Genomic DNA, 18,962 nt, shown 5'->3' on the forward strand with positions numbered 1-18,962 from the left:
GCAGCCCGCTGCCCGCGGCTCACAGCCGGCGTCGCATGCACACCCGGGGCCAGCGGTCCAGGCCGTGCGCGGCCTCGGCCCGCAGGATCTCGCGCAGACCGGGCGTGAGGCCGGGGCCGTCAACGACGTGGAAACCGAGCCGGCTGTAGTAGGGCGCGTTCCACGGGACCTCGGCAAAGGTCGTCAGGGTCAGGGCTGCCAGGCCCTCGGCACAGGCGTGGGCGGCGAGATGGTCGATGAGGGCCCGGCCGACGCCACGGCGCGCGGCTTGCGGATGGACCGAGACCTGCTCGATGTGGGCGGCGCCGTCCACGACCTCCGCCATCAGATAGGCCACCGGCCGGTGCTCCTCGTCGGTGGCGACCCAGGCGCGGCCGGCGTCCTGGAAACGGGCCAGCACGTCGAGGGCGGGCGGCTCGTCGTCGGCTATCGCGGCCATGCCGAGAGCGCGGAAAGGCTCACCGGCGGCGCGTTCGATGTCCTGGAGCGCGGGCAGCTCCGCGGCGGTCGCGAGGCGGATGGCGGCAGGCATACGACGAGTATCGCGCCACGCCCGTCTTCCCCGACTCCCGTTTCAGGCGGTTTCCGGCCCGGTTTCATGCCCCGGTGCTCAGGAGTTCGTCCGCGGGGTCGTTGACGGGCTGCGGCACTCCCGTGAGGTCCATGACGAACAGCGGGATGCGGAGATCGTCCGCGCGCGTCCTGGCCTCGGCGGTGTATCCCGCGAGAGAGAAGAAGACGCTCACGGCCGAGGTGGTGAGGCCGTTGAGCCAGAGGCACTCGATGTCCCGGAGGGCCGCCGGCCGGGTGCTCGGGTCCACCTGGGCCACCAGCCCCGGCGCGCGGAGGTCGATGCCGGACGAGGGCCGCTTGTCCGACTGCCGTACGTCGCGGAATCCCAGCCAGCGCAGGTAGAGCGCGGCGGCGGTCACCGCGTCCCGGGCGGTCCTGATGGTCACCGGCTGGAAGGCGGGCCGCGGGACCGCCGCCGTGGGCGGCAGCGGGATGTGGGCCGGGAGGGTGGTGGCCGGGCGCGCGCCCGCACCGCCCGAGGACGAGGTCCCGACGGCGCCCGGGTCTGCGCCGGTGTCCGCGTACACCTCCGAGACGGGACGTACGGGGATACGGGCCACCGTTCCGCAGCCGCCGCAGCCGAACTCCGGCTGAGGCCATTCGTCCTCCCGCCCGCAGGCGGGGCAGCGGACGGCCACCCAGGCATCGGTCCAGTTCCGGTGCGTTATCGGGGACAGCGTCGCGCCCCGCACCAGCGGCGGTGCGATGGGGGTTCCGCAGGCGCACGGGAAGACCGGGGGAGCGTAGGCGTGCTCGCGGTGGCAGGCCGGGCAGCGCACCGGCACGGTCTCCGCCATGGACTTGCCTCCAGCACCAGTTCGGTCGGGTCGTCGGGATGTGCGGGTCATCGTTTTGCGCGGGGTTGCGGGGTCGTCGGGGTACGGGTCGGCGCGGTTCCGCCTCAGCGTCCGGCGACCGCGAACCGTTGGGGAGAGTCTGCCGCGTTTCGTACGACGGGCCTACCGATGCGGCGCTTTTGGTGGCATCCGCTCCCCATCGCCTTGACGTGTCCGGTGAGCGCCTCCTACATTGTTCCGTATAGCAGAACAAAACTTCCGCATTACGGAAATGCCTGACGCAGGAGTACACGATGCCCCGAATGACAGCCGCGCGCGCGGCAGTTGAGATCCTCAAGCGCGAAGGCGTTGACGTCGCGTTCGGCGTGCCCGGCGCAGCGATCAACCCCTTCTACGCGGCACTCAAGGCAGGCGGCGGCATCAAGCACACGCTCGCCCGGCACGTCGAGGGCGCCTCGCACATGGCCGAGGGCTACACCCGCGCCAACCCTGGCAACATCGGTGTCTGCATCGGTACGTCCGGCCCGGCGGGTACCGACATGATCACCGGGCTGTACTCCGCGATCGCCGACTCGATCCCGATCCTCTGCATCACGGGCCAGGCGCCGGTCGCGAAGCTCCACAAGGAGGACTTCCAGGCCGTCGACATCGCCTCGATCGCGAAGCCGGTCACCAAGGCCGCGACGACGGTCCTGGAGGCCGCGCAGGTCCCGGGCGTCTTCCAGCAGGCCTTCCACCTGATGCGCTCCGGCCGTCCCGGCCCCGTTCTCATCGACCTGCCGATCGACGTCCAGCTCACGGAGATCGAGTTCGACCCCGAGACGTACGCGCCGCTGCCCGTCTACAAGCCCGCCGCGACCCGCGCCCAGGCCGAGAAGGCGATCCAGTTCCTGCTGGAGTCCGAGCGGCCCCTGATCGTCGCCGGTGGCGGCATCATCAACGCCGACGCCTCCGCGCTGCTGGTCGAGTTCGCCGAGCTGACCGGCACACCGGTCATCCCGACCCTGATGGGCTGGGGCATCCTCGCCGACGACCACGAGCTGAACGCGGGCATGGTCGGCCTGCAGACCTCGCACCGCTACGGCAACGCGAACTTCCTGGAGTCGGACTTCGTCCTGGGCATCGGCAACCGCTGGGCCAACCGCCACACGGGCGACCTTGCCGTTTACACCAAGGACCGCAAGTTCGTCCACGTCGACATCGAACCCACCCAGATCGGCAAGATCTTCGCCCCGGACTACGGAATCGCGTCCGACGCGAAGGCCGCGCTGGAGCTCTTCGTCGAGGTGGCCAAGGAGCTCAAGGCCGCGGGCGAGCTGCCGGACCGCAGCGAGTGGGCCGCCTCCACCCAGGAGCGCAAGGCCACGCTGCAGCGCCGTACGCACTTCGACAACGTGCCGATGAAGCCGCAGCGCGTGTACGAGGAGATGAACAAGGCCTTCGGCCCGGAGACCCGGTACGTCACCACCATCGGTCTCTCCCAGATCGCCGGCGCGCAGATGCTGCACGTCTACAAGCCGCGCCACTGGATCAACTGCGGCCAGGCCGGTCCGCTCGGCTGGACCATCCCGGCCGCGCTCGGTGTCGCCACCGCGGACCCGGAGACCCCGGTCGTCGCCCTGTCCGGTGACTACGACTTCCAGTTCATGCTCGAAGAACTGGCGGTCGGTGCGCAGCACAAGATTCCCTACGTCCACGTGCTGGTGAACAACGCCTACCTGGGCCTGATCCGTCAGGCGCAGCGCAACCTGGACATCAATTTCCAGGTCAACCTGGAGTTCGAAAACATCAACTCCCCGGAGCTGGGCGTCTACGGCGTCGACCACGTCAAGGTCGTGGAGGGCCTGGGCTGCAAGGCGATCCGGGTCACCGAGCCGGACCAGCTGCTGCCGGCCTTCGAGGAGGCCAAGAAGCTGGCCGCCGAGTTCCGCGTCCCGGTGGTCGTCGAGGCCATCCTGGAGCGCGTCACCAACATCTCGATGGGTGGCGCCGGCATCGACGCGATCAACGAGTGGGAAGAGCTCGCCACCGAGCCGGGCCACGCGCCCACGGCGATCCGCCCCCTGGTCCGCCCCCTGGTCTGACCGCTGGTCTGACCGCTGGTCCGGCCCCTGGCACCCTGAAGGCCCCCGCCTCCCAGAACCCAAGTTCTCCGGAGGGACGGGGGCCTTCGGCATGCGGCCGCTCGCGTCGGCGGTCGGGACGGTTGCCCGCGCCCAGTTCCGGGATGCCCTTGTGTCAGCGCCCGGCCGCGCTGATCGCGACGACTTCACGAGTGGACCAGGCGCGGCGGCGCGGTGATGCCGTGGATGCAGCCGTCTGCGGTACTCGCACAGTGGCCGGTGCGGCGCACGCTGGTCAGTCGGCACATTCGCCTGGCGTGGGAAGACGCTTTCCCCGCTCTCGCCGGCCGGACGCCAGTGACGGCGTGAACCTCGGCGATCCGCATCGTCGACTCCTGGCCGACGTCCTCAGCATCAGCGCCGCGTACCCGCTGGTCATCACTGGCGGATGCGCAGTGCAGGCCCATGGCCAGTCGAACGACTGAGTCCTCAACGGGGTGTGCGGCTGAACCGGCAGGCGCCATTCGTTACACACCGCACCTTTGCCGCGGCCCCGCACGCAACAGAGCGCCGAGTCACGGGACCGTCCGTGACTCGGCGCTCTGGCCGGGAAGTTGGTACCGCCCGACGGAACGAGGCTGGCGCGACAGGACGTTCGCACCGCCGGGCGGAGACTGGGTGTGGCGAGACTGCGGGTCGGACGTGTGGCTGGGACCGCGGCGGCGGCGATCGGTCAGCGGAGTTGCCGCTTCCCTCAGGTCAAGAAGCGGTTCCGGCGACCTTGACCACCGCACTGGCATCGCACGGCCGCCGCGGTCCTCACGCGGCGTCAGCCGCATGGGCTGACGCAGCCTCCCGTACCGCATGACCACCCCTCATCCGGGTCCGCGGTGCGGGCTCGGCGCCCGGACACCTGACCTCCCGTCAGGTCCCGGGCGCAGCCTGCTTGCTCCTAGTCCTCGCGCAGGGCGCGGACCGCCTCCTCGACGCGCTTGCCGTACTCGGCGTCGGCGGCGTGGAAGTGAGCGAGGTTCTTTTCGATGACGTCGTCGCGCGTGACCTGCGAGAGGCCGCCGGCGATGTTGGCGACGAGACGGGCCTTCTCCTCGGCGGACATCAGGCGGTAGAGCTCGCCCGCCTGGAAGAAGTCGTCGTCCTTGGTGTGGGCCGGCGCGGCGTGCGTGCCGGTGTGGCCGTGGACCGCCAGCGCGGCGGAGAGCGCCTGACCGGTCTCGGCCGGGCCCTGGTACGAGTTGGGCTCGTAGTTCTTGTCGTGGCGCGATCCGTTGCGCAGGGCCATGGCCCCGTCGCGGCCGTAGTTGACGGCTTCCGTCGCCTTCGGCGCGTTCACCGGCAGCAGCGTGTGGTTGACGCCCAGGCGGTAGCGGTGGGCGTCCGCGTAGGCGAAGAGACGGCCCTGGAGCATCTTGTCGGGCGAGGGGCCGATACCCGGAACGAAGTTGTTCGGGGAGAAGGCGGCCTGCTCGACCTCGGCGAAGACGTTCTCCGGGTTGCGGTCGAGGACCAGACGGCCCACGCGCTGGAGCGGGTAGTCCGCGTGCGGCCACACCTTGGTGAGGTCGAACGGGTTGAAGCGGTAGTCGGCGGCCTCGGCGGCCGGCATGAGCTGGACGTACAGGGTCCACGAGGGGTTCACACCGCGCTCGATCGCCTGCAGCAGGTCCGTCTGGTGCGAGTTGGCGTCCTGGCCGACCAGCTCGGCGGCCTGCTCGCTGCTCAGGGAGCGGACGCCCTGGTTCGTCTTGAAGTGGTACTTGACGAAGAAGGCCTCGCCCTGCGCGTTCGTCCACTGGTAGGTGTGCGAGCCGTAGCCGTTCATGTGACGGTACGAGGCGGGGATGCCGCGGTCACCCATGAGCCAGGTGATCTGGTGCGTCGCCTCGGGGGAGTGCGCCCAGAAGTCCCAGACGTTGTCGGGCTCCTGCTTGCCCGTGAAGGGGTCGCGCTTCTGGGAGTGGATGAAGTCGGGGAACTTGATCGGGTCCTTGATGAAGAACACCGGGGTGTTGTTGCCGACGAGGTCGTAGTTGCCCTCTTCGGTGTAGAACTTCAGCGCGAAGCCGCGCGGGTCCCGGACCGCGTCGGCGCCCCCCAGGGAGTCGGCGACGGTCGAGAAGCGGATGAACGTGTCCGTCCGCCTGCCGACCTGGTTCAGGAAGTTGGCGCTGGTGAAGCCGGTGACGTCGTCGGTCACCTCGAAGTAGCCGTAGGCGCCGGAGCCGCGGGCGTGCACCACACGCTCCGGGATGCGCTCGCGGTTGAAGCGTGCGAGCTTCTCGAGCAGGTGCTGGTCCTGCAGAAGAAGCGGGCCACCGACGCCGGCGGTGGAGGAATTCTGGTTGTCGGCGACCGGGGCGCCGGACTCGGTCGTCAGCGTGCGCTTCGACATGGTGACCTTCCGCGTGCGGGGAGCTGCTGACGGAAAACGGCTTCCGTCATGTGGAGCCTAAGTACGGGCTGAACGCAGCGTCAACAGTTTGTTGAAGAAAGATGAAGGGTGTTGGTGTTCCGGACGGCGCCGGCGCCTGGGCGCGACAGGACAGGTGTCAGCACCGGCGCCGTCCGGAAACTCGAGGCGGGCCGTCAGGCCCGGCTGAGCGTCAGACCTGCTGGCCGGAGAGGCGCTCGACGGCGCGCAGCAGGGCCGAGTGGTCCAGGCCGCCGTCGCCCTGGGCGCGCAGCGAGGCGACCAGCTGGGCGACCACGGCGCCGACCGGGAGGGCCGCACCCACATTGCGGGCGGCGTCGGTGACGATGCCCATGTCCTTGTGGTGCAGGTCGATCCGGAAGCCGGGCTTGAAGTCCCGGTTCAGGAAGTTGTCCTTCTTGCGGGTGAGGACCGTGGAGCCGGCCAGGCCGCCGTTGAGGACGTCCAGGGCCGCCTGAAGGTTCACGCCGGACTTCTCGAGGAAGACGACGGCCTCGGCGCACGCCTGGATGTTGACCGCGACGATGAGCTGGTTGGCGGCCTTGACCGTCTGGCCGGAACCGTGCGGCCCGCACAGGACGATGGTCTTGCCCAGCGCCTCGAGGATCGGCAGGGCACTGTCGAAGTCGGTCTGCTCGCCACCGACCATGATCGACAGTACGGCCTCGATCGCGCCGGCCTCGCCGCCGGAGACCGGGGCGTCCAGCACGCGGATGCCCTTCTCGGCGGCCTTCTTCGCGAGGTCCACGGAGGTCTGCGGGGTGATGGAGGACATGTCGATCAGGAGGGCACCCTGCTTCGCGTTCTCCAGGATGCCGTTCTCGCCGTACGAGATTGCCTCGACCTGCGGGGAGGCGGGGACCATGGTGATGACGACGTCGGCGTCCTTGACGGCCTCGGCGATCGAGGACGCGCCCCTGCCTCCGGCCGCCACAAGGCGGTCGATCTTGTCCTGCTCCAGGGTGAAGCCGGTGACGTCGTAGCCCGCCTTCAGCAGGTTCTCGGACATGGGCGAGCCCATGATGCCGAGGCCGATCCATGCGATCTTGGGGAGGTTGCTCATGAGGGTGCCTCTCTGAAAACTTTGGTACGTGAAGACGGGTGCACGTCCGGTCAGCGGGCCGCGCGGGCCTCGGCCGGCAGCCAGCCGAAGGATTCGGCGCTCGGGGCGTCGCCGGCCTTGTACTCCAGGCCGACCCAGCCGCCGTAACCGGCCTTCTTCAGCTGGTCGAGGAGGTCCTCGAGCGGCAGCGAGCCGGTGCCGGGGGCGCCGCGGCCCGGGTTGTCAGCGATCTGGACGTGGCCGGTCCGGTCGGCGTACGCGGCGATGACCTGGGGCAGGTCCTCGCCGTTCATCGACAGGTGGTACAGGTCCAGCAGGAACTTGGCGTTGCCCAGTCCCGTGGCCGCGTTGACCTGGTCCACGACCTCGATCGCGGCCGGGGCGCTCACCAGCGGGTAGAGGGGCGACTCGGGCTTGTTGAGCGTCTCGATCAGGAGGATCGCCCCGACCCGGTCCGCCGCGCGGGCAGCGAGTACCAGGTTCTCGAGGGCGAGCTCGTCCTGTACGGCGGGGTCTACGCCCTCGACGCGGTTGCCGTAGAGCGCGTTGAGCGCCTTGCAGCCGACCGAGGCGGCGAAGTCGGCCGCCACGTCGATGTTGGTGCGGAAGCGCTCCGACTCCTCGCCGGGTACCGAGACCGCGCCGCGGTCCGGGCCCGGGAGCTGTCCGGCGTAGAAGTTCAGGCCCACCAGCTGGGTGCCGGCATCCTCCAGCGCCCTTTTGAGGGCGTCGAGTCCGGCCTGCGGAGGGGCGGGGGTCTCGATCCAGGGCCACCACAGCTCGACCGCCGTGAAGCCCGCCGCGGCGGCGGCCGCGGGGCGCTCCAGAAGCGGGAGTTCCGTGAAGAGGATCGACAGGTTCACATCGAAGCGCTGGTCCGTGTATCCCATGAGGGGTATGCGCTCCTTCCGTATTGCGGAAGTTCATTTCTGCTTGATGGAAGACTGCCTGGCGTGGGGGAGGGCTGTCAAGAGCGGCCCACAAAAAAATGCCCCCCGAGAAGGGAGGCAGAAGCCACGTCCAGGCCTCTGTCGTCCCAGCTCGGGGGGCCGCTCTCGTACGGAACTACAGCGCGTCGACGGCGCTCACCTTCCAGCCTTCGGGGGTGCGGGTGAGAGTCATCCGCACCCGGTTCAGGTCGACACGGTCGCCCGTGACCTGGGTGCTCCTGGTGACCTGGTTGACGAAGAGCAGGACGACCGCTCGGTCCGGCGAGGCCGACACCACCGAGGCTGCCGGGGCACCACCTCCCGGAGGCTTCACCACCGTGGCCCTGACGACTCCCTGGTACTTCTTCGCCGTCGGCGCCACCACCGCCGTGGTCGTCCTGCGGTACTCCTCCCGGAAGGGACCGGTCAGATGGCCGAGCGCCGCCGCGAAGTCCTTCTCCAGCCGGCGGTGGTCGTACGACAGGACTACCGGCGCCGCCTTCCGCGCGGCGGCCAGTGCCTGCACCCGCGCCGCGTCCGCCCGCCTGCCGTCCTGGTACGCCCACCCGAGCACCGCGACCGCGACCAGCCCGGTCACGACCAGGACGGCGAGGGCGGCCATGACCAGCCCGCGCCGCCGCCCGCGTGACGGCCGGGACGCCATGTCGCTGGAACCCGCATCCCTGGAATCCACGGTCCCCGAGCCGGCGTCCCCGGCTTCGTCCGGCGCCTGCGGGCCGGAGACCGGCTCATCCACGCGCAGGACGCGTCCGGCGTGCTGTTCCGGTGGCCGCTGCACGAGCGGCGTGCCGGCCCCGGCGAGACCGGCACGCTCGGTGCGTCGGGCCGCGGCGCGGGCGGCTGCGGTCACTGAGCGGCGGCCGGGCGAGCCGGCGCCTCGGCCTCGGGTGGTCGGGTTCGCCACGGTGTCTCTCCTCACGGGTGGTACGGGTGGTACGGGTGCGCGCGGTCAGCCGACGAACTCGACGTTGGAGGTCAGCCATCGGCCGTCCTCGCGTACGAGGTCGAGCTGCAGGCGGTAGGTGCGGGCCTGTCCCTCGGGGGCGGCGGTGTTGGTCACCTTGCTGTCGGCGACGACCAGCACGCGGGCGGTGCGGTCGTCGGCCCGGGTGATGCCCGCTTCGAGCACCTGTCCCTCGGACACCGACTTGTTGGCGGCGACCAGCTTCGTCAGTTCCTCGGTCTGCGCCGCGAACTGCTGCTTGAAGTCGCCGGTGGCGCCGTCCAGCACGCTCTTGCTGTCCCGCGCGTAGTGCCGGTGGTCGAGCGAGGTGAAGTTCAGCGCCGACTGGCGGGCGGCAGCCAGGATGTCCTGGTTCCGCTTCTGCTCCGCGCGCTGCTCGACCACCTGCACGCTCAGCCACACGGCCAGGGCCGTCGTCACGAGGGTTGCCACGGCGAGTGCCGCGGGCAGTGCCCGGCCGAGCCGGGCGGCCTGCTTCAGCCTGCCGCCGAGGGCGCGCAGCGGCCGGGTCACGGGTGCGAGAGGGCTTCGGTTCATGCCATCGGTCCGACGAGCAGCCATTGCCACGAGTCCTTTCCGAACATGCTCTGTTCGCCGCCTGTCGAGCCGATCTCGACAGGCGTTCCGTCCGGGCCGACGGCGGTGCCGGTCTCCGGGTCGTACGGGGTGATGTACGCGGCCCGCTCCGCCCCGCCGGGACCACCGCGCCCCGAGGCGCCGGGGGCGTTCTGGGCGCCCCGGACCGATGTGTCGCCGCCCCGGGGGGCGGCGCAGCGCGCACCGGTGTTCGCGGGGCGCTCGCTCGTGTCCGAGGGGTCGCGGCGCTGCGTGGTGTACCCCTGCCGGCACGGCGGCGGATCGTCGGCGTTCACGACCATGCCGAAGTGGGTGGTGCCGTCGCCCGGGATCACCGTGTGACTGCCCGCGACCACCACCGGAAAGGTGACCAGGGCCTGCTCCACGCCGGGCAGCCGCGCCACCGTGATCTGCCCGCCGCTGATCAGGTTCCCCAGCAGGACCGGCAGATGGGGCCGGTTGGCCTGGAGCAGCGAGTTCACCTCCTGCGCGGCGGGCGCACCGGCGCCGATCAGCCGGCGAATGTCACCGTCGCTGGACTTGAGCTCGGTGGTGAGGGCCGCCAGATCGCGGGAGAACGACTTGATGGCCGAGCCCTGGTCGGCCTGTGTCTTCAGCACCGTCCGTGAGTCCTCGATCAGCGCGATGGTCTGCGGGAGCGAGGCGGAAGCCGATTCGACCAGCTCGTTGCCCGAGTCCACCAGGCGGCTCAGGTGCGGGCCGGTCCCGGCGAAGGCCTTGCCCAGCTCGTCGACCGTGATCTGCAGATCCTTCTTGCCGACGGAGTTGACGAGCCGGTCCAGGCTGAGGACGAGATCCGTGGTCGGCAGCGGTACCCGCGTGTCGCGGCGGGCGATCGTGCTGCCCTCACGCAGGTAGGGGCCGCCGGACGCGCGCGGCTGGAGATCGACGTACTGCTCGCCGACCGCCGAACGGTTCGCCACGACCGCCAGCGTGTCGGCCGGGATCTGCGACGCGTCCTCGATGTCCAACGCCACGGACACGCCGCCCGAGCCGGTCAGCCGCAGTTCGCCGACGCGGCCCACCGGCACCCCGCGATAGGTGACCTCGGCTCCGGAGAAGATGCCCCCGGAGTCGGCGAAGTCGGCGCGCACGGTGTAACCGCGGTCGAGGAGGGCGTCGGTCATCCCCGTGTACTGGGCGCCCACGTACGACACACCCACGGCGGTGACGGTGGCGAAGGCGAGCAACTGGGCCTTGACCGTACGTGTGATCACGGCTGCATCCCCTTCAGCATGAGCTCCGCGAGGGCGAGATCGACCCCGGGCGGGAGGCCGTCGCCCTTCCCGTTGCCGTAGGCGGCATAACTGCTGGTGCACATCGGCGGGCACAGCAGATCGCCGCTGTCCGGCGGACCCGTGGGAGCGCCGGGTCCGCCCGGCGGCTTCGGCGGCTTGGGCAGCGCGGGGGGCAGAGGCGCACCGGGCACTCCGGGGACACCGGGGACACCGGGCAGCTCCGGTACGTCCGGCAGCTCGGGCTTCCCCGGCTTCCCCGGCTTCTCGGGCAAGTCGGTGAGATTGCCGTAGATGGCGGCGAGGTCGAGATCGGCGGTGACCTTGAGGTTGACGTAGTCACCCTTGATGGCGTTCGTCGCGTTGCGCGGGAATGGATACGTCGTCATCAGCTCCAAGGCGTTCGGCAGATCGTCGCCCGCCTTGTTCAACTGCTCCAGGATCGGCCGCAGGCTCCGCAGATTGGCGACCACGTCGTCCCGCGAGGCGTTGATCACGCCGGTGCCCGCCTTCCCCAACTGCGACAGGGAGGTGAGCATCCTGGTCAGCTTCCGGCGCTGGTCGGCGAGCACCTTCAGGGCGGGCGGCATGGTGTCGACGGCCAGGGCGATCGTCTTCTTCTCCTTGGCGAGCGTCGCGGCCAGCCGGTCGATGCCTTCGAGCGCCCGGACGATCTCCTTGCGCTGGCCGTCGAGGCCGCCGATGAAGGTGTCCAGCTCGGTGAGCAAGGACTTGACCCGGTTCTCCCGGCCCTCCAGGGCCTTGTTCAGTTCCACGGTGATCGTCTTGAGCTGGGCCACTCCGCCGCCGTTGAGCAGCGCGGACAGCGCGGACAGCACTTCTTCGATCTCCGGGTTGCGGCCACTGCGGGACAGCGGGATCCGGTCGCCGTCGGTGAGGCTGCCGACGGACGCGGTATCCGGCGGGGCCGACAGTGACACGTACTTCTCGCCGAGCATGCTGGTCTGCCGCAGATCGGCGATCGCGTTGCCGGGCAGCTTCACCGAGCGGTCGACCCGCAGCCGTACCCGGGCGTGCCAGCCAACCAGTTCGACCTTCTCGACAGCTCCGACGGTGACGTTGTTGACCTTCACGGCCGACTGCGGCACGAGATCGAGAACGTCCCTGAACTCCACGGTGACCCGGTAGGAGTCGCCGTCCGCGGCGGCGCCCCCGGGCAGCTGGACGTCGTACAGGCCGTTGAACTCGCAGCCCGTCAACAGCAGCGAACCGACGGCCGCCCAGGCGGCTGCCCCGGCCGCCCCGCCCTTGCGCAGTACGCTCATGCGCCGGCCTCCAGGATTCCGCCGAGTGTCCGGTCGACCGGGCCGGTACCCGACACCGGTGCGGCGTGGGGCAGTTCCGGCAGGGAGTCGAAGAGTTTCTGCAGCTCCCGGCAGTCGGGGTTCTTTCCGCCGGCGTCCCCGGTCGTCTTGAGCAGGGAGCACAGCAGCGCGGCCGGGTCCTGCGGCTGGTCGGGGTTGTTGCGGGTGTCGAGGGTGCCGGAGGACGGGTTGTAGGCGTTCTGCAGGTTGGAGAGCCCGGCGGGGGCGACCTCCAACAGCTCCTCCAGAGCGGCGCGCTGGGTGACCAGCACCTTGGTCACCTTGCTGAGGCCCTTCACATCAGCCGTCAGCGCCTTCTTGTTGTGCTTCACGAAGTCGCTGATATCGGCGAGGGCCACGCCCAGATGTTTCAGCGCAGCCGCGAGGTCCTTCCGTTCCCCGGCGAGCTGGTCGGCCACCTTGGCGAGGCTGTCGTTGAACGACCGCACATTACTGTCGTCGGCCGCCAGCGCGGCCGTGAACACCTGAAGATTGCGCACGGTGCCGAACAGGTCCTGCCTGCCGTCGGACAGCGTGGTGACCGCCAGCGACAGGTCCTCGACCGTCTGGTGCAGCTGCTTGCCCTGGCCTTGGAGGTTGTCGGCGCTCACACCGAGCAGCCGGGAGAGGGAACCGTCCGCGTTCGCGCCTCGCGGGCCGAGCGCCTCGGACGTGGTGTGGAGACTTTCGAAAATACGGTCCAGCTCGACCGGTACGGCGGTGCGGTGTTCGGGTATCACGGCGCCGTCGCGCATCCTCGGTCCGCCGCGGTAGACGGGCAGCATCTGCACATAGCGGTCGCTGACCACCGAGGAGTTGATGATGGCCGCCCGCGCCTCGGCGGGGACCTTGCGCCCGGGCTCGAACTCCAGCTCCACCCGCACTCGCCGGCCCTCCGGCGTGATCTTCTTGACCTCACCGATCCGGACCCCGAGGACGCGGACGTCCGAGCCGGGGTAGATGCCGACGGTGCGTGGGAAGTAGGCCGTGACCTGGACCGGGGACGAGCGGGGCCAGAGGACGACCGCCGTCGTGGCGACGAGCACCAGCACGGTGACCAGCGCTAGGCGGCGCGTGAGACGCCCCTTCAGCGCGAAGCGGCCGTTCATCGCGAGCCTCCCGTCCGCGGGACCACCGGGGTGGCGACGAGGTTCTGGATGTAGCTGTCGAACCAACGGCCGTTGCCGAGGGTGTTGGTGAAGACCCGCACATAGGGCGCGAGGAGCGCGACGCTGCGGTCGAGGCTCGCCTGGTTGCGTTCGAGCATCCTGACCACCGTGTTCAGGCCCTTGAGCGCCGGGCCGATCTGCTTGCTGTTGTCCTTCACCAGGCCGGAGAGTTCGATGCCGAGCGCGGCCGAGCTCTTGAGCAGCGCGTGGATCGCCGCGCGCCGCTTCGAGATCTCCTTGAACAGCTTGTCGCCGTCCTTGATCAGTCCGGAGAACTCCTCGGTACGGTCCGAGAGCACACCGGTGACTCCGTTGGCGTGGTCGAGGAGTTCCCGCAGTGCCTTGTCGCGGGACGCGACGGTCCGGGAGATCCTCGAGAGACCCTTGATGGACGCCCGGACCTCCTCCGGCGAGTCCTCGAAGGTGGTGGAGAGGGTGTCCAGGGCGGTCGCCAGCCGGTCCGTGTCGACCTGCTCCGTCGTGGTGGTCAGATCGCTGAACGCCGCCACGACGTCGTACGCCGGAACCGTCCGGTTCAGCGGGATCTCGCTGCCGGGCTGCAACTGCCCCTCGCCCTGCGGCTCCAGTGAGAGGTACTTGGCGCCCAGGATCGTCTTGATCCGGATGGAGGCGCCGGTCCTGGTGCCGAACTCCGGATCGCCCTTGACCCGGAAGGTCACCTTGACGTGATCGCCGTCCAGGTCGACCTCGTTGACCTTGCCGACCTTGACGCCGGCGATCCGCACCTCGTCGCCGGGCTTTAGTCCCCCCGCCTCCGAGAAGGCCGCGCTGTATGTCTCACCGTCGCCGATCAGCGGAAGGCTGTCGGCGTTGAACGCGGCGGCGGCCAGCAGCGCGAGCGTGGAGATACCGATGGCCCCGATCACCACCGGATTGCGGTCACGGAACGGAACCATCCGGGGCCTCATCCGCCGCACCTCGCCCGTGCCACATGGAGCTCAGGAGTGATGACCTCCCTGGTCTTCGGCAGCACGATCCGGCCGTCGAAGTCACAGAGGTAGAAGTTGAACCAGGAGCCGTACGACGCCGTCCCGGTCAGCTTGTTGAGTTTGCTCGGCAGCCGCTTCAGGACGCCCTCCACGGTCTTCTCGTTCTTGTTCAGCGTTCCGGTGAGGTCGGTCAGTTCGGCGATGTCGTCGCGCAGCGGCGGCCGGGCGTCCTTCAGTAGACCCGAGGTGGCCTCGGTCAGGGCGCCGATGTTCGCCAGTGAGTCGCCGATGGGCTTGCGGTCGGCGGACAGCCCCGAGATCACCCGCTGCAACTGCTTGAGCAGCGCGGAGAAGCGCGTGCCGCGCTTGTCCAGGGTCGTCAGCACCTCGTTGAGGTTGTCGACCACGGACCCGATCAGCGCGTCGCGGTCGGCGAGCGTCGTGGTCAGCGAGGCCGTGTGGGCGAGCAGGCTGTTGACCGTTCCGCCCTCACCCTGGAGCGTCTTGACGATCTCGGTGGCGAGCTGGTTCACGTCCTTCGGGCTCAGCGCGGCGAACAGCGGCTTGAATCCGCCCAGCAGCGCGTTGAGATCGAGCGCCGGCTCGGTCCTGGACAGCGGGATCCGGCCGCCGGGGCTGAGCTGCTTGCCGCTGCCGGCGCCCTCCGTCAGCGCGATGTACCGCTGGCCGACCAGGCTCCGGTAGCGGATGACGGCGCCGGTGGTGGTGAACAGCGGGCGGTCTCGCGTGACGGTGAAGGAGACCTCGGCGAGCGTCCGGTCCTTGATCTTTATCTCCTCGACCTCGCCCACCCGCACTCCGGCCACCCTGATGTCATCGCCCTCCTCCAGGCTGGTGACATCGCTGAACACCGCGCGGTACGTGTGCTCGGGGGTGAAGGAGACGTTGACGATGGTGGCCGCGAGCAGCGCGGTCGCCAGCACTGTGACCACCGCGAACACACAGAACTTGATTAGCGGTGCCGCGGTCTCCGTGGCGCGTCCCGTCCTCATACGACGCTCACCGCCGTTCCGCGTGCCATCGGGCCGAACAGCAGCGTCGCCACGGCCGGCACCTCGTCGGCGGGGACCCCCAAGACCGGGGCCACGAGCGAACCGACGGCCCGCTGCTCGGCCTCCGTTGCGGACACATGGGACCCGCCGGGCAGCGCGTTTGCCGAACTCCGGCTTGACGTACCGTCATTGAGCTTGGTGTCCGGAGCGGGCACGTGGGGGTGGGGGAGACCTCTGCAATCGGGTCCTGAGCGCTCTGCATAGCGCGGTTCCTCGCCGGGTCGGTAAGCGGATCGCGGGCGGACGAATTCGAGGGTGATACGCATCTCGCCGCCCCTGAAGGCCTCTTCGGACCTCGCCGTCTGTTTCACCAGGCCGTCCAGGAGGCAGGGGTACTCCGGTGCGTAGCGGGCGAACAGTGCCAGCGTGGGGCGCGAGACGCGGCCGAGAGTGATCAGCCGGTCGCCGTTCTCGTCGAAGAACGTCTTCGCCGTGCCGGCCATGGTGGCGGTCGAGCCGAGTGCGGCGGCGAGCTGTTCCTGCTTCTCGACGAGGGTGCGGCTGGTGGTGACGGTGTTCCGCAGAATCCGCAGCAGATCGGGCGCCGCGTCCCCGTACACCTCGGCCACGTCGGCGAACCGGGAGATGTTCTCCCTCAGGGACGGCATGTGCGGGTTGAGGCGGCTCAGATACTGCTCGACGCGGGTGAGGTTGTCGCCGATCCGATCGCCGCGGCCCTCGAGCGCGATGGCGAACGCGGAGAGTGTGGCGTTCAGTTCGGCGGGCTGGACGGTGCGCAGCAGCGGCAGCAGGTCGTTCATCAGCTGCTGGACTTCGATGCCGACCCTGGAGCGGTCCTGGGTGATGACGTCCCCCGCGCGGATGTGCCGGGTGGACGGCTCCTGGGGAATCACCAGGTCGACGTACTTCTCGCCGAACAGCGTCTTGGGCAGCAGCCGGGCCTGCACGTCGGCCGGGATGCGGGAGACGTGCTCCGGCTTGAGGGCGATGTCGAGCGTCGCCTTCTCGCCGTCGGCGCGCACCTCGCGCACCTCGCCGACCAGCAGCCCGCGGAGCTTGACGTCGGCCCGCCGGTCCAGCTGGTTGCCCAGGCTGGACGCCTCCAGGGTGATCCGTACGACGGAGGTGAACGCCTGCTGATAGACGGCGACGGACAGCGACAGCAGAACCGCGATGACGGCGATGAAGACGATGCCGTACAGCCGCAGTCGCGCGCTGCGCGTCAGGACGGGTACTGGAATACGCATCGGCCCTACCCCGCAATCCGGACGGTGGTGTTGGCGCCCCAGATCGCGAGGCTGAGGAAGAAGTCCAGAAGGTTGATGGCGACGATGGAGGTCCGCACCGCACGGCCGACCGCGACCCCGACTCCGGCCGGGCCGCCGCTCGCGTAGTAGCCGTAGTAGCAGTGCACCAGGATGATCACGACTGCGAAGACGATCACCTTGCCGAAGGACCAGAACACGTCGACCGGCGGCAGGTACTGCTGGAAGTAGTGGTCGTACGTGCCCGCGGACTGCCCGTAGTAGCCGGTGGTGATCGTCCGCGCGGCGAAGTACGAGGACAGCAGCCCGACCACGTACAGCGGAATCACGGCGACGAAACCGGCGATCATCCGGGTCGTCACCAGGAAGGGCAGCGAGGGGACGCCCATCACTTCGAGCGCGTCGGTCTCCTCACTGATCCGCATCGCTCCGAGCTGCGCGGTGAACCCGGCCCCGACCGTCGCGGACAGGGCGAGTCCGGCCACCAGCGGGGCGATCTCACGGGTGTTGAAGTACGCCGACAGGAACGCGACGAAGTTGGAGGTGCCGAGCTGGTTGAGCGCCGCGTACCCCTGGAGGCCGACCTCGGTACCGGTGAAGAAGGACAGGAAGGCGATGACGCCGACCGTGCCTCCGACCACGGCAAGGGCACCGCGGCCGAAGCTCACCTCGGCCAACAGACGCAGGATCTCCTTCTTGTAGCGGCGCAGGGTGCGGCCGGTCCAGGCCAGTGAGCGCCCGTAGAAGGACAGCTGGGTGCCCAGTTCCTCGAGGCGGTCCAGCAGCAGACGATTCATCAGCGGCATCGGTCAACCCCTCTGCGGAACGACCTGGAAGTACACCGCGGTCATCACGAAGTTCGTGACGAACAGCAGCATGAAAGTGATCACCACCGACTGGTTGACGGCATCGCCCACGCCCTTGGGCCCGCCCTTCGCGGTCAGTCCCTTGTACGAGGCGACGATCGCGGCGATCGCACCGAACACCAGGGCCTTCAGCTCGGCCGCCCACAGATCGGACAGCTGGGCGAGGGTGGTGAAGGAGGCCAGATAGGCGCCGGGCGTGCCGTCCTGCAGGATCACGTTGAAGAAGTAGCCGCCGGCCACTCCGACCACGGACACCAGTCCGTTGAGCAGCACCGCCACCAGCATTGTGGCCAGCACGCGCGGTACCACCAGCCGGTGTATCGGATCGATGCCCAGGACCTGCATCGCGTCGATCTCCTCGCGGATCTTGCGTGCCCCGAGGTCCGCGCAGATCGCGGTACCGCCCGCTCCCGCGATGAGCAGTGCTGTGACGATCGGCGAGGCTTCCCGGAGCACCGCGAGCACCGAGGCGGCGCCCGAGAACGACTGGGCCCCGAGCTGCCGGGTCAGGCTGCCGATCTGAAGGGCGATGACCGCCCCGAAGGGGATGGAGACCAGCGCGGTGGGCAGGATCGTGACACTCGCGATGAACCAGGTCTGCTGGATGAACTCCCGCATCTGGAAGGGTCGTCGGGGCAGCGTCCGGACGACGTCCAGGGCCATCGCGAAAAGGCTGCCCGACTGTCGCAGCGCGCCGACCGGAGACAGACTCATGCGTCCGTCACCACCCCTCGGTGGAGTTCCGCCTCGCGCCGCGCGATGGCTTCCCAGCGGGGCGGGCGGGTGATCCCGGCGCTGGGCAGCAGGCGGGGCGTCATGACCGCGGTCTCCGCGGTGGCGCCCCGTTCTCCGTCGCTCAGCTGCAGGAGCTCCTGCTCGACCTGGGCGGCGTCCTTCTCCTCCGCCATGCCGATCGGCCCCTGCATCCGTCCGTTCAGGAACTGCCGTACGACCGGCTCGTCGCTGGTCAGCAGCTGTTCACGGGGGCCGAACATCACCAGCTCGCGCCGGAACAGCAGCCCGATGTTGTCCGGGACCTGCCGGGCCGAGGCGATGTCGTGCGTGACGATCAGGAAGGTCGCGTCGATCTGCGCGTTGAGATCGACGATCAGCTGGTTGAGGTAGGCCACGCGCACCGGGTCGAGACCCGAGTCCGGCTCGTCGAAGAGGATGATCTCCGGGTCGAGCACCAGGGCACGCGCCAGACCGGCCCGTTTTCGCATTCCGCCGGATATCTCGCCGGGCAGCTTCTCCTCGGCGCCGATCAGTCCGACCATGTCCATCTTCTCGAGGACGATCTGCCGTATCGCGCTCTCCTGCTTGCGAGTGTGCTCCCGCAGGGGGAACGCGATGTTGTCGTACAGATTCATCGACCCGAACAGCGCGCCGTCCTGGAACAGCACGCCGAACAGCTTCCGTATCTCGTACAGATCGTGTTCGCGGAGCTCGGTGATGTCCGTTCCGGCGATCCGGATGGAGCCGCGCTCCGGCCTGAGCAGCCCGACGAGCGTCTTGAGGAACACCGACTTGCCGGTGCCCGACGGGCCGAGCATGACCGAGACCTCCCCGGCGGGCAGCGTCAGTGAGACGTCCTGCCAGATGACCTGGCGCCCGAAGGACTTGCTCAGTCCTTCCACGCAGATCTCGACACCCATCCGGTTC

17 protein-coding genes are annotated in these 18,962 nt (G+C 69.4%); 1 reads left to right on the forward strand and 16 read right to left on the reverse strand.

Going from position 1 to position 18,962, the window contains the following annotated elements; all coding sequences use genetic code 11:
• Window positions 1-19 precede the first annotated feature (19 nt).
• A complete protein-coding gene (locus tag AB0M62_RS09770; RefSeq protein WP_366073598.1) occupies window positions 20-532 on the reverse strand; it encodes a GNAT family N-acetyltransferase in 513 nt (170 codons plus the stop codon).
• A 64-nt stretch (window positions 533-596) separates the two neighbouring features.
• Window positions 597-1,370 carry a hypothetical protein gene (locus AB0M62_RS09775; protein WP_366073599.1) on the reverse strand — a complete coding sequence of 258 codons (774 nt, stop codon included), beginning with the start codon at window positions 1,368-1,370 and terminating at the stop codon, window positions 597-599.
• A 293-nt stretch (window positions 1,371-1,663) separates the two neighbouring features.
• On the opposite strand from AB0M62_RS09775, the gene gcl reads away from it, so the two are divergent.
• Window positions 1,664-3,454 (forward strand): glyoxylate carboligase, encoded by a 1,791-nt coding sequence (gene gcl, locus AB0M62_RS09780; RefSeq protein WP_366073600.1) that lies wholly within the window; start codon window positions 1,664-1,666, stop codon window positions 3,452-3,454.
• A gap of 931 nt (window positions 3,455-4,385) precedes the next feature.
• Here gcl and AB0M62_RS09785 read toward each other — a convergent pair.
• From AB0M62_RS09785 to AB0M62_RS09850, 14 genes are all read right to left on the reverse strand, one after another.
• A complete protein-coding gene (locus AB0M62_RS09785; protein WP_366073601.1) occupies window positions 4,386-5,843 on the reverse strand; it encodes a catalase in 1,458 nt (485 codons plus the stop codon).
• Between the two features lie 211 nt (window positions 5,844-6,054).
• Window positions 6,055-6,945, reverse strand: coding sequence for a 2-hydroxy-3-oxopropionate reductase (locus AB0M62_RS09790; protein WP_366073602.1), 891 nt, complete (start codon window positions 6,943-6,945; stop codon window positions 6,055-6,057).
• Between the two features lie 50 nt (window positions 6,946-6,995).
• On the reverse strand, window positions 6,996-7,835 hold the full coding sequence (locus AB0M62_RS09795) for a TIM barrel protein (protein ID WP_366073603.1): 840 nt from the start codon (window positions 7,833-7,835) through the stop codon (window positions 6,996-6,998).
• Window positions 7,836-8,010: 175 nt separating this feature from the next.
• Window positions 8,011-8,799, reverse strand: a complete 789-nt coding sequence (locus tag AB0M62_RS09800) for a hypothetical protein (RefSeq protein WP_366073604.1) — start codon at window positions 8,797-8,799, stop codon at window positions 8,011-8,013.
• 45 nt (window positions 8,800-8,844) lie between these two features.
• Window positions 8,845-9,396, reverse strand: a complete 552-nt coding sequence (locus tag AB0M62_RS09805) for a hypothetical protein (RefSeq protein WP_366073605.1) — start codon at window positions 9,394-9,396, stop codon at window positions 8,845-8,847.
• On the reverse strand, window positions 9,393-10,673 hold the full coding sequence (locus AB0M62_RS09810; protein WP_366073606.1) for an MlaD family protein: 1,281 nt from the start codon (window positions 10,671-10,673) through the stop codon (window positions 9,393-9,395). Before AB0M62_RS09810 ends, AB0M62_RS09805 begins: the two co-directional genes overlap by 4 nt.
• Complete coding sequence (locus AB0M62_RS09815; protein WP_366073607.1) at window positions 10,670-11,977, reverse strand: MCE family protein; 1,308 nt, start codon at window positions 11,975-11,977, stop codon at window positions 10,670-10,672. The genes AB0M62_RS09810 and AB0M62_RS09815 overlap by 4 nt, the downstream gene beginning before the upstream one ends.
• Window positions 11,974-13,125: an MCE family protein gene (locus AB0M62_RS09820; protein WP_366073608.1), complete on the reverse strand. Its 1,152-nt coding sequence runs from the start codon at window positions 13,123-13,125 to the stop codon at window positions 11,974-11,976. The genes AB0M62_RS09815 and AB0M62_RS09820 overlap by 4 nt, the downstream gene beginning before the upstream one ends.
• The gene (locus AB0M62_RS09825) at window positions 13,122-14,102 is read right to left on the reverse strand and encodes an MCE family protein (RefSeq protein WP_366073609.1); all 981 of its coding nucleotides are present in this window, start codon (window positions 14,100-14,102) and stop codon (window positions 13,122-13,124) included. Before AB0M62_RS09825 ends, AB0M62_RS09820 begins: the two co-directional genes overlap by 4 nt.
• Before the next feature lie 8 nt (window positions 14,103-14,110).
• Entirely contained in the window at window positions 14,111-15,148 is a 1,038-nt protein-coding gene (locus AB0M62_RS09830) for an MlaD family protein (protein WP_366073610.1), read from the reverse strand.
• Complete coding sequence (locus tag AB0M62_RS09835; protein WP_366073611.1) at window positions 15,145-16,416, reverse strand: MCE family protein; 1,272 nt, start codon at window positions 16,414-16,416, stop codon at window positions 15,145-15,147. The genes AB0M62_RS09830 and AB0M62_RS09835 overlap by 4 nt, the downstream gene beginning before the upstream one ends.
• 5 nt (window positions 16,417-16,421) lie before the next feature.
• Complete coding sequence (locus AB0M62_RS09840; RefSeq protein WP_366073612.1) at window positions 16,422-17,240, reverse strand: ABC transporter permease; 819 nt, start codon at window positions 17,238-17,240, stop codon at window positions 16,422-16,424.
• 3 nt (window positions 17,241-17,243) lie between these two features.
• A complete protein-coding gene (locus AB0M62_RS09845; protein ID WP_366073613.1) occupies window positions 17,244-18,014 on the reverse strand; it encodes an ABC transporter permease in 771 nt (256 codons plus the stop codon).
• Entirely contained in the window at window positions 18,011-18,955 is a 945-nt protein-coding gene (locus AB0M62_RS09850) for an ABC transporter ATP-binding protein (RefSeq protein WP_366073614.1), read from the reverse strand. Before AB0M62_RS09850 ends, AB0M62_RS09845 begins: the two co-directional genes overlap by 4 nt.
• Window positions 18,956-18,962 lie beyond the last annotated feature (7 nt).

The organism is Streptomyces sp. NPDC051219, from assembly GCF_040682335.1.
In the GTDB taxonomy this organism is placed as follows: domain Bacteria; phylum Actinomycetota; class Actinomycetes; order Streptomycetales; family Streptomycetaceae; genus Streptomyces.

What these genes read in the sequence shown, in the direction of transcription:
- gcl (WP_366073600.1), top strand. Translation starts at nt 1,664, where the DNA reads ATGCCCCGAATGACAGCCGCGCGCGCGGCAGTTGAGATCCTCAAGCGC.
- AB0M62_RS09850 (WP_366073614.1), bottom strand. Translation starts at nt 18,955, where the DNA reads ATGGGTGTCGAGATCTGCGTGGAAGGACTGAGCAAGTCCTTCGGGCGC.
- AB0M62_RS09815 (WP_366073607.1), bottom strand. Translation starts at nt 11,977, where the DNA reads ATGAGCGTACTGCGCAAGGGCGGGGCGGCCGGGGCAGCCGCCTGGGCG.
- AB0M62_RS09775 (WP_366073599.1), bottom strand. Translation starts at nt 1,370, where the DNA reads ATGGCGGAGACCGTGCCGGTGCGCTGCCCGGCCTGCCACCGCGAGCAC.
- AB0M62_RS09830 (WP_366073610.1), bottom strand. Translation starts at nt 15,148, where the DNA reads ATGAGGACGGGACGCGCCACGGAGACCGCGGCACCGCTAATCAAGTTC.
- AB0M62_RS09820 (WP_366073608.1), bottom strand. Translation starts at nt 13,125, where the DNA reads ATGAACGGCCGCTTCGCGCTGAAGGGGCGTCTCACGCGCCGCCTAGCG.
- AB0M62_RS09840 (WP_366073612.1), bottom strand. Translation starts at nt 17,240, where the DNA reads ATGCCGCTGATGAATCGTCTGCTGCTGGACCGCCTCGAGGAACTGGGC.
- AB0M62_RS09770 (WP_366073598.1), bottom strand. Translation starts at nt 532, where the DNA reads ATGCCTGCCGCCATCCGCCTCGCGACCGCCGCGGAGCTGCCCGCGCTC.
- AB0M62_RS09845 (WP_366073613.1), bottom strand. Translation starts at nt 18,014, where the DNA reads ATGAGTCTGTCTCCGGTCGGCGCGCTGCGACAGTCGGGCAGCCTTTTC.
- AB0M62_RS09790 (WP_366073602.1), bottom strand. Translation starts at nt 6,945, where the DNA reads ATGAGCAACCTCCCCAAGATCGCATGGATCGGCCTCGGCATCATGGGC.
- AB0M62_RS09795 (WP_366073603.1), bottom strand. Translation starts at nt 7,835, where the DNA reads ATGGGATACACGGACCAGCGCTTCGATGTGAACCTGTCGATCCTCTTC.
- AB0M62_RS09825 (WP_366073609.1), bottom strand. Translation starts at nt 14,102, where the DNA reads ATGGTTCCGTTCCGTGACCGCAATCCGGTGGTGATCGGGGCCATCGGT.
- AB0M62_RS09805 (WP_366073605.1), bottom strand. Translation starts at nt 9,396, where the DNA reads ATGAACCGAAGCCCTCTCGCACCCGTGACCCGGCCGCTGCGCGCCCTC.
- AB0M62_RS09785 (WP_366073601.1), bottom strand. Translation starts at nt 5,843, where the DNA reads ATGTCGAAGCGCACGCTGACGACCGAGTCCGGCGCCCCGGTCGCCGAC.
- AB0M62_RS09835 (WP_366073611.1), bottom strand. Translation starts at nt 16,416, where the DNA reads ATGCGTATTCCAGTACCCGTCCTGACGCGCAGCGCGCGACTGCGGCTG.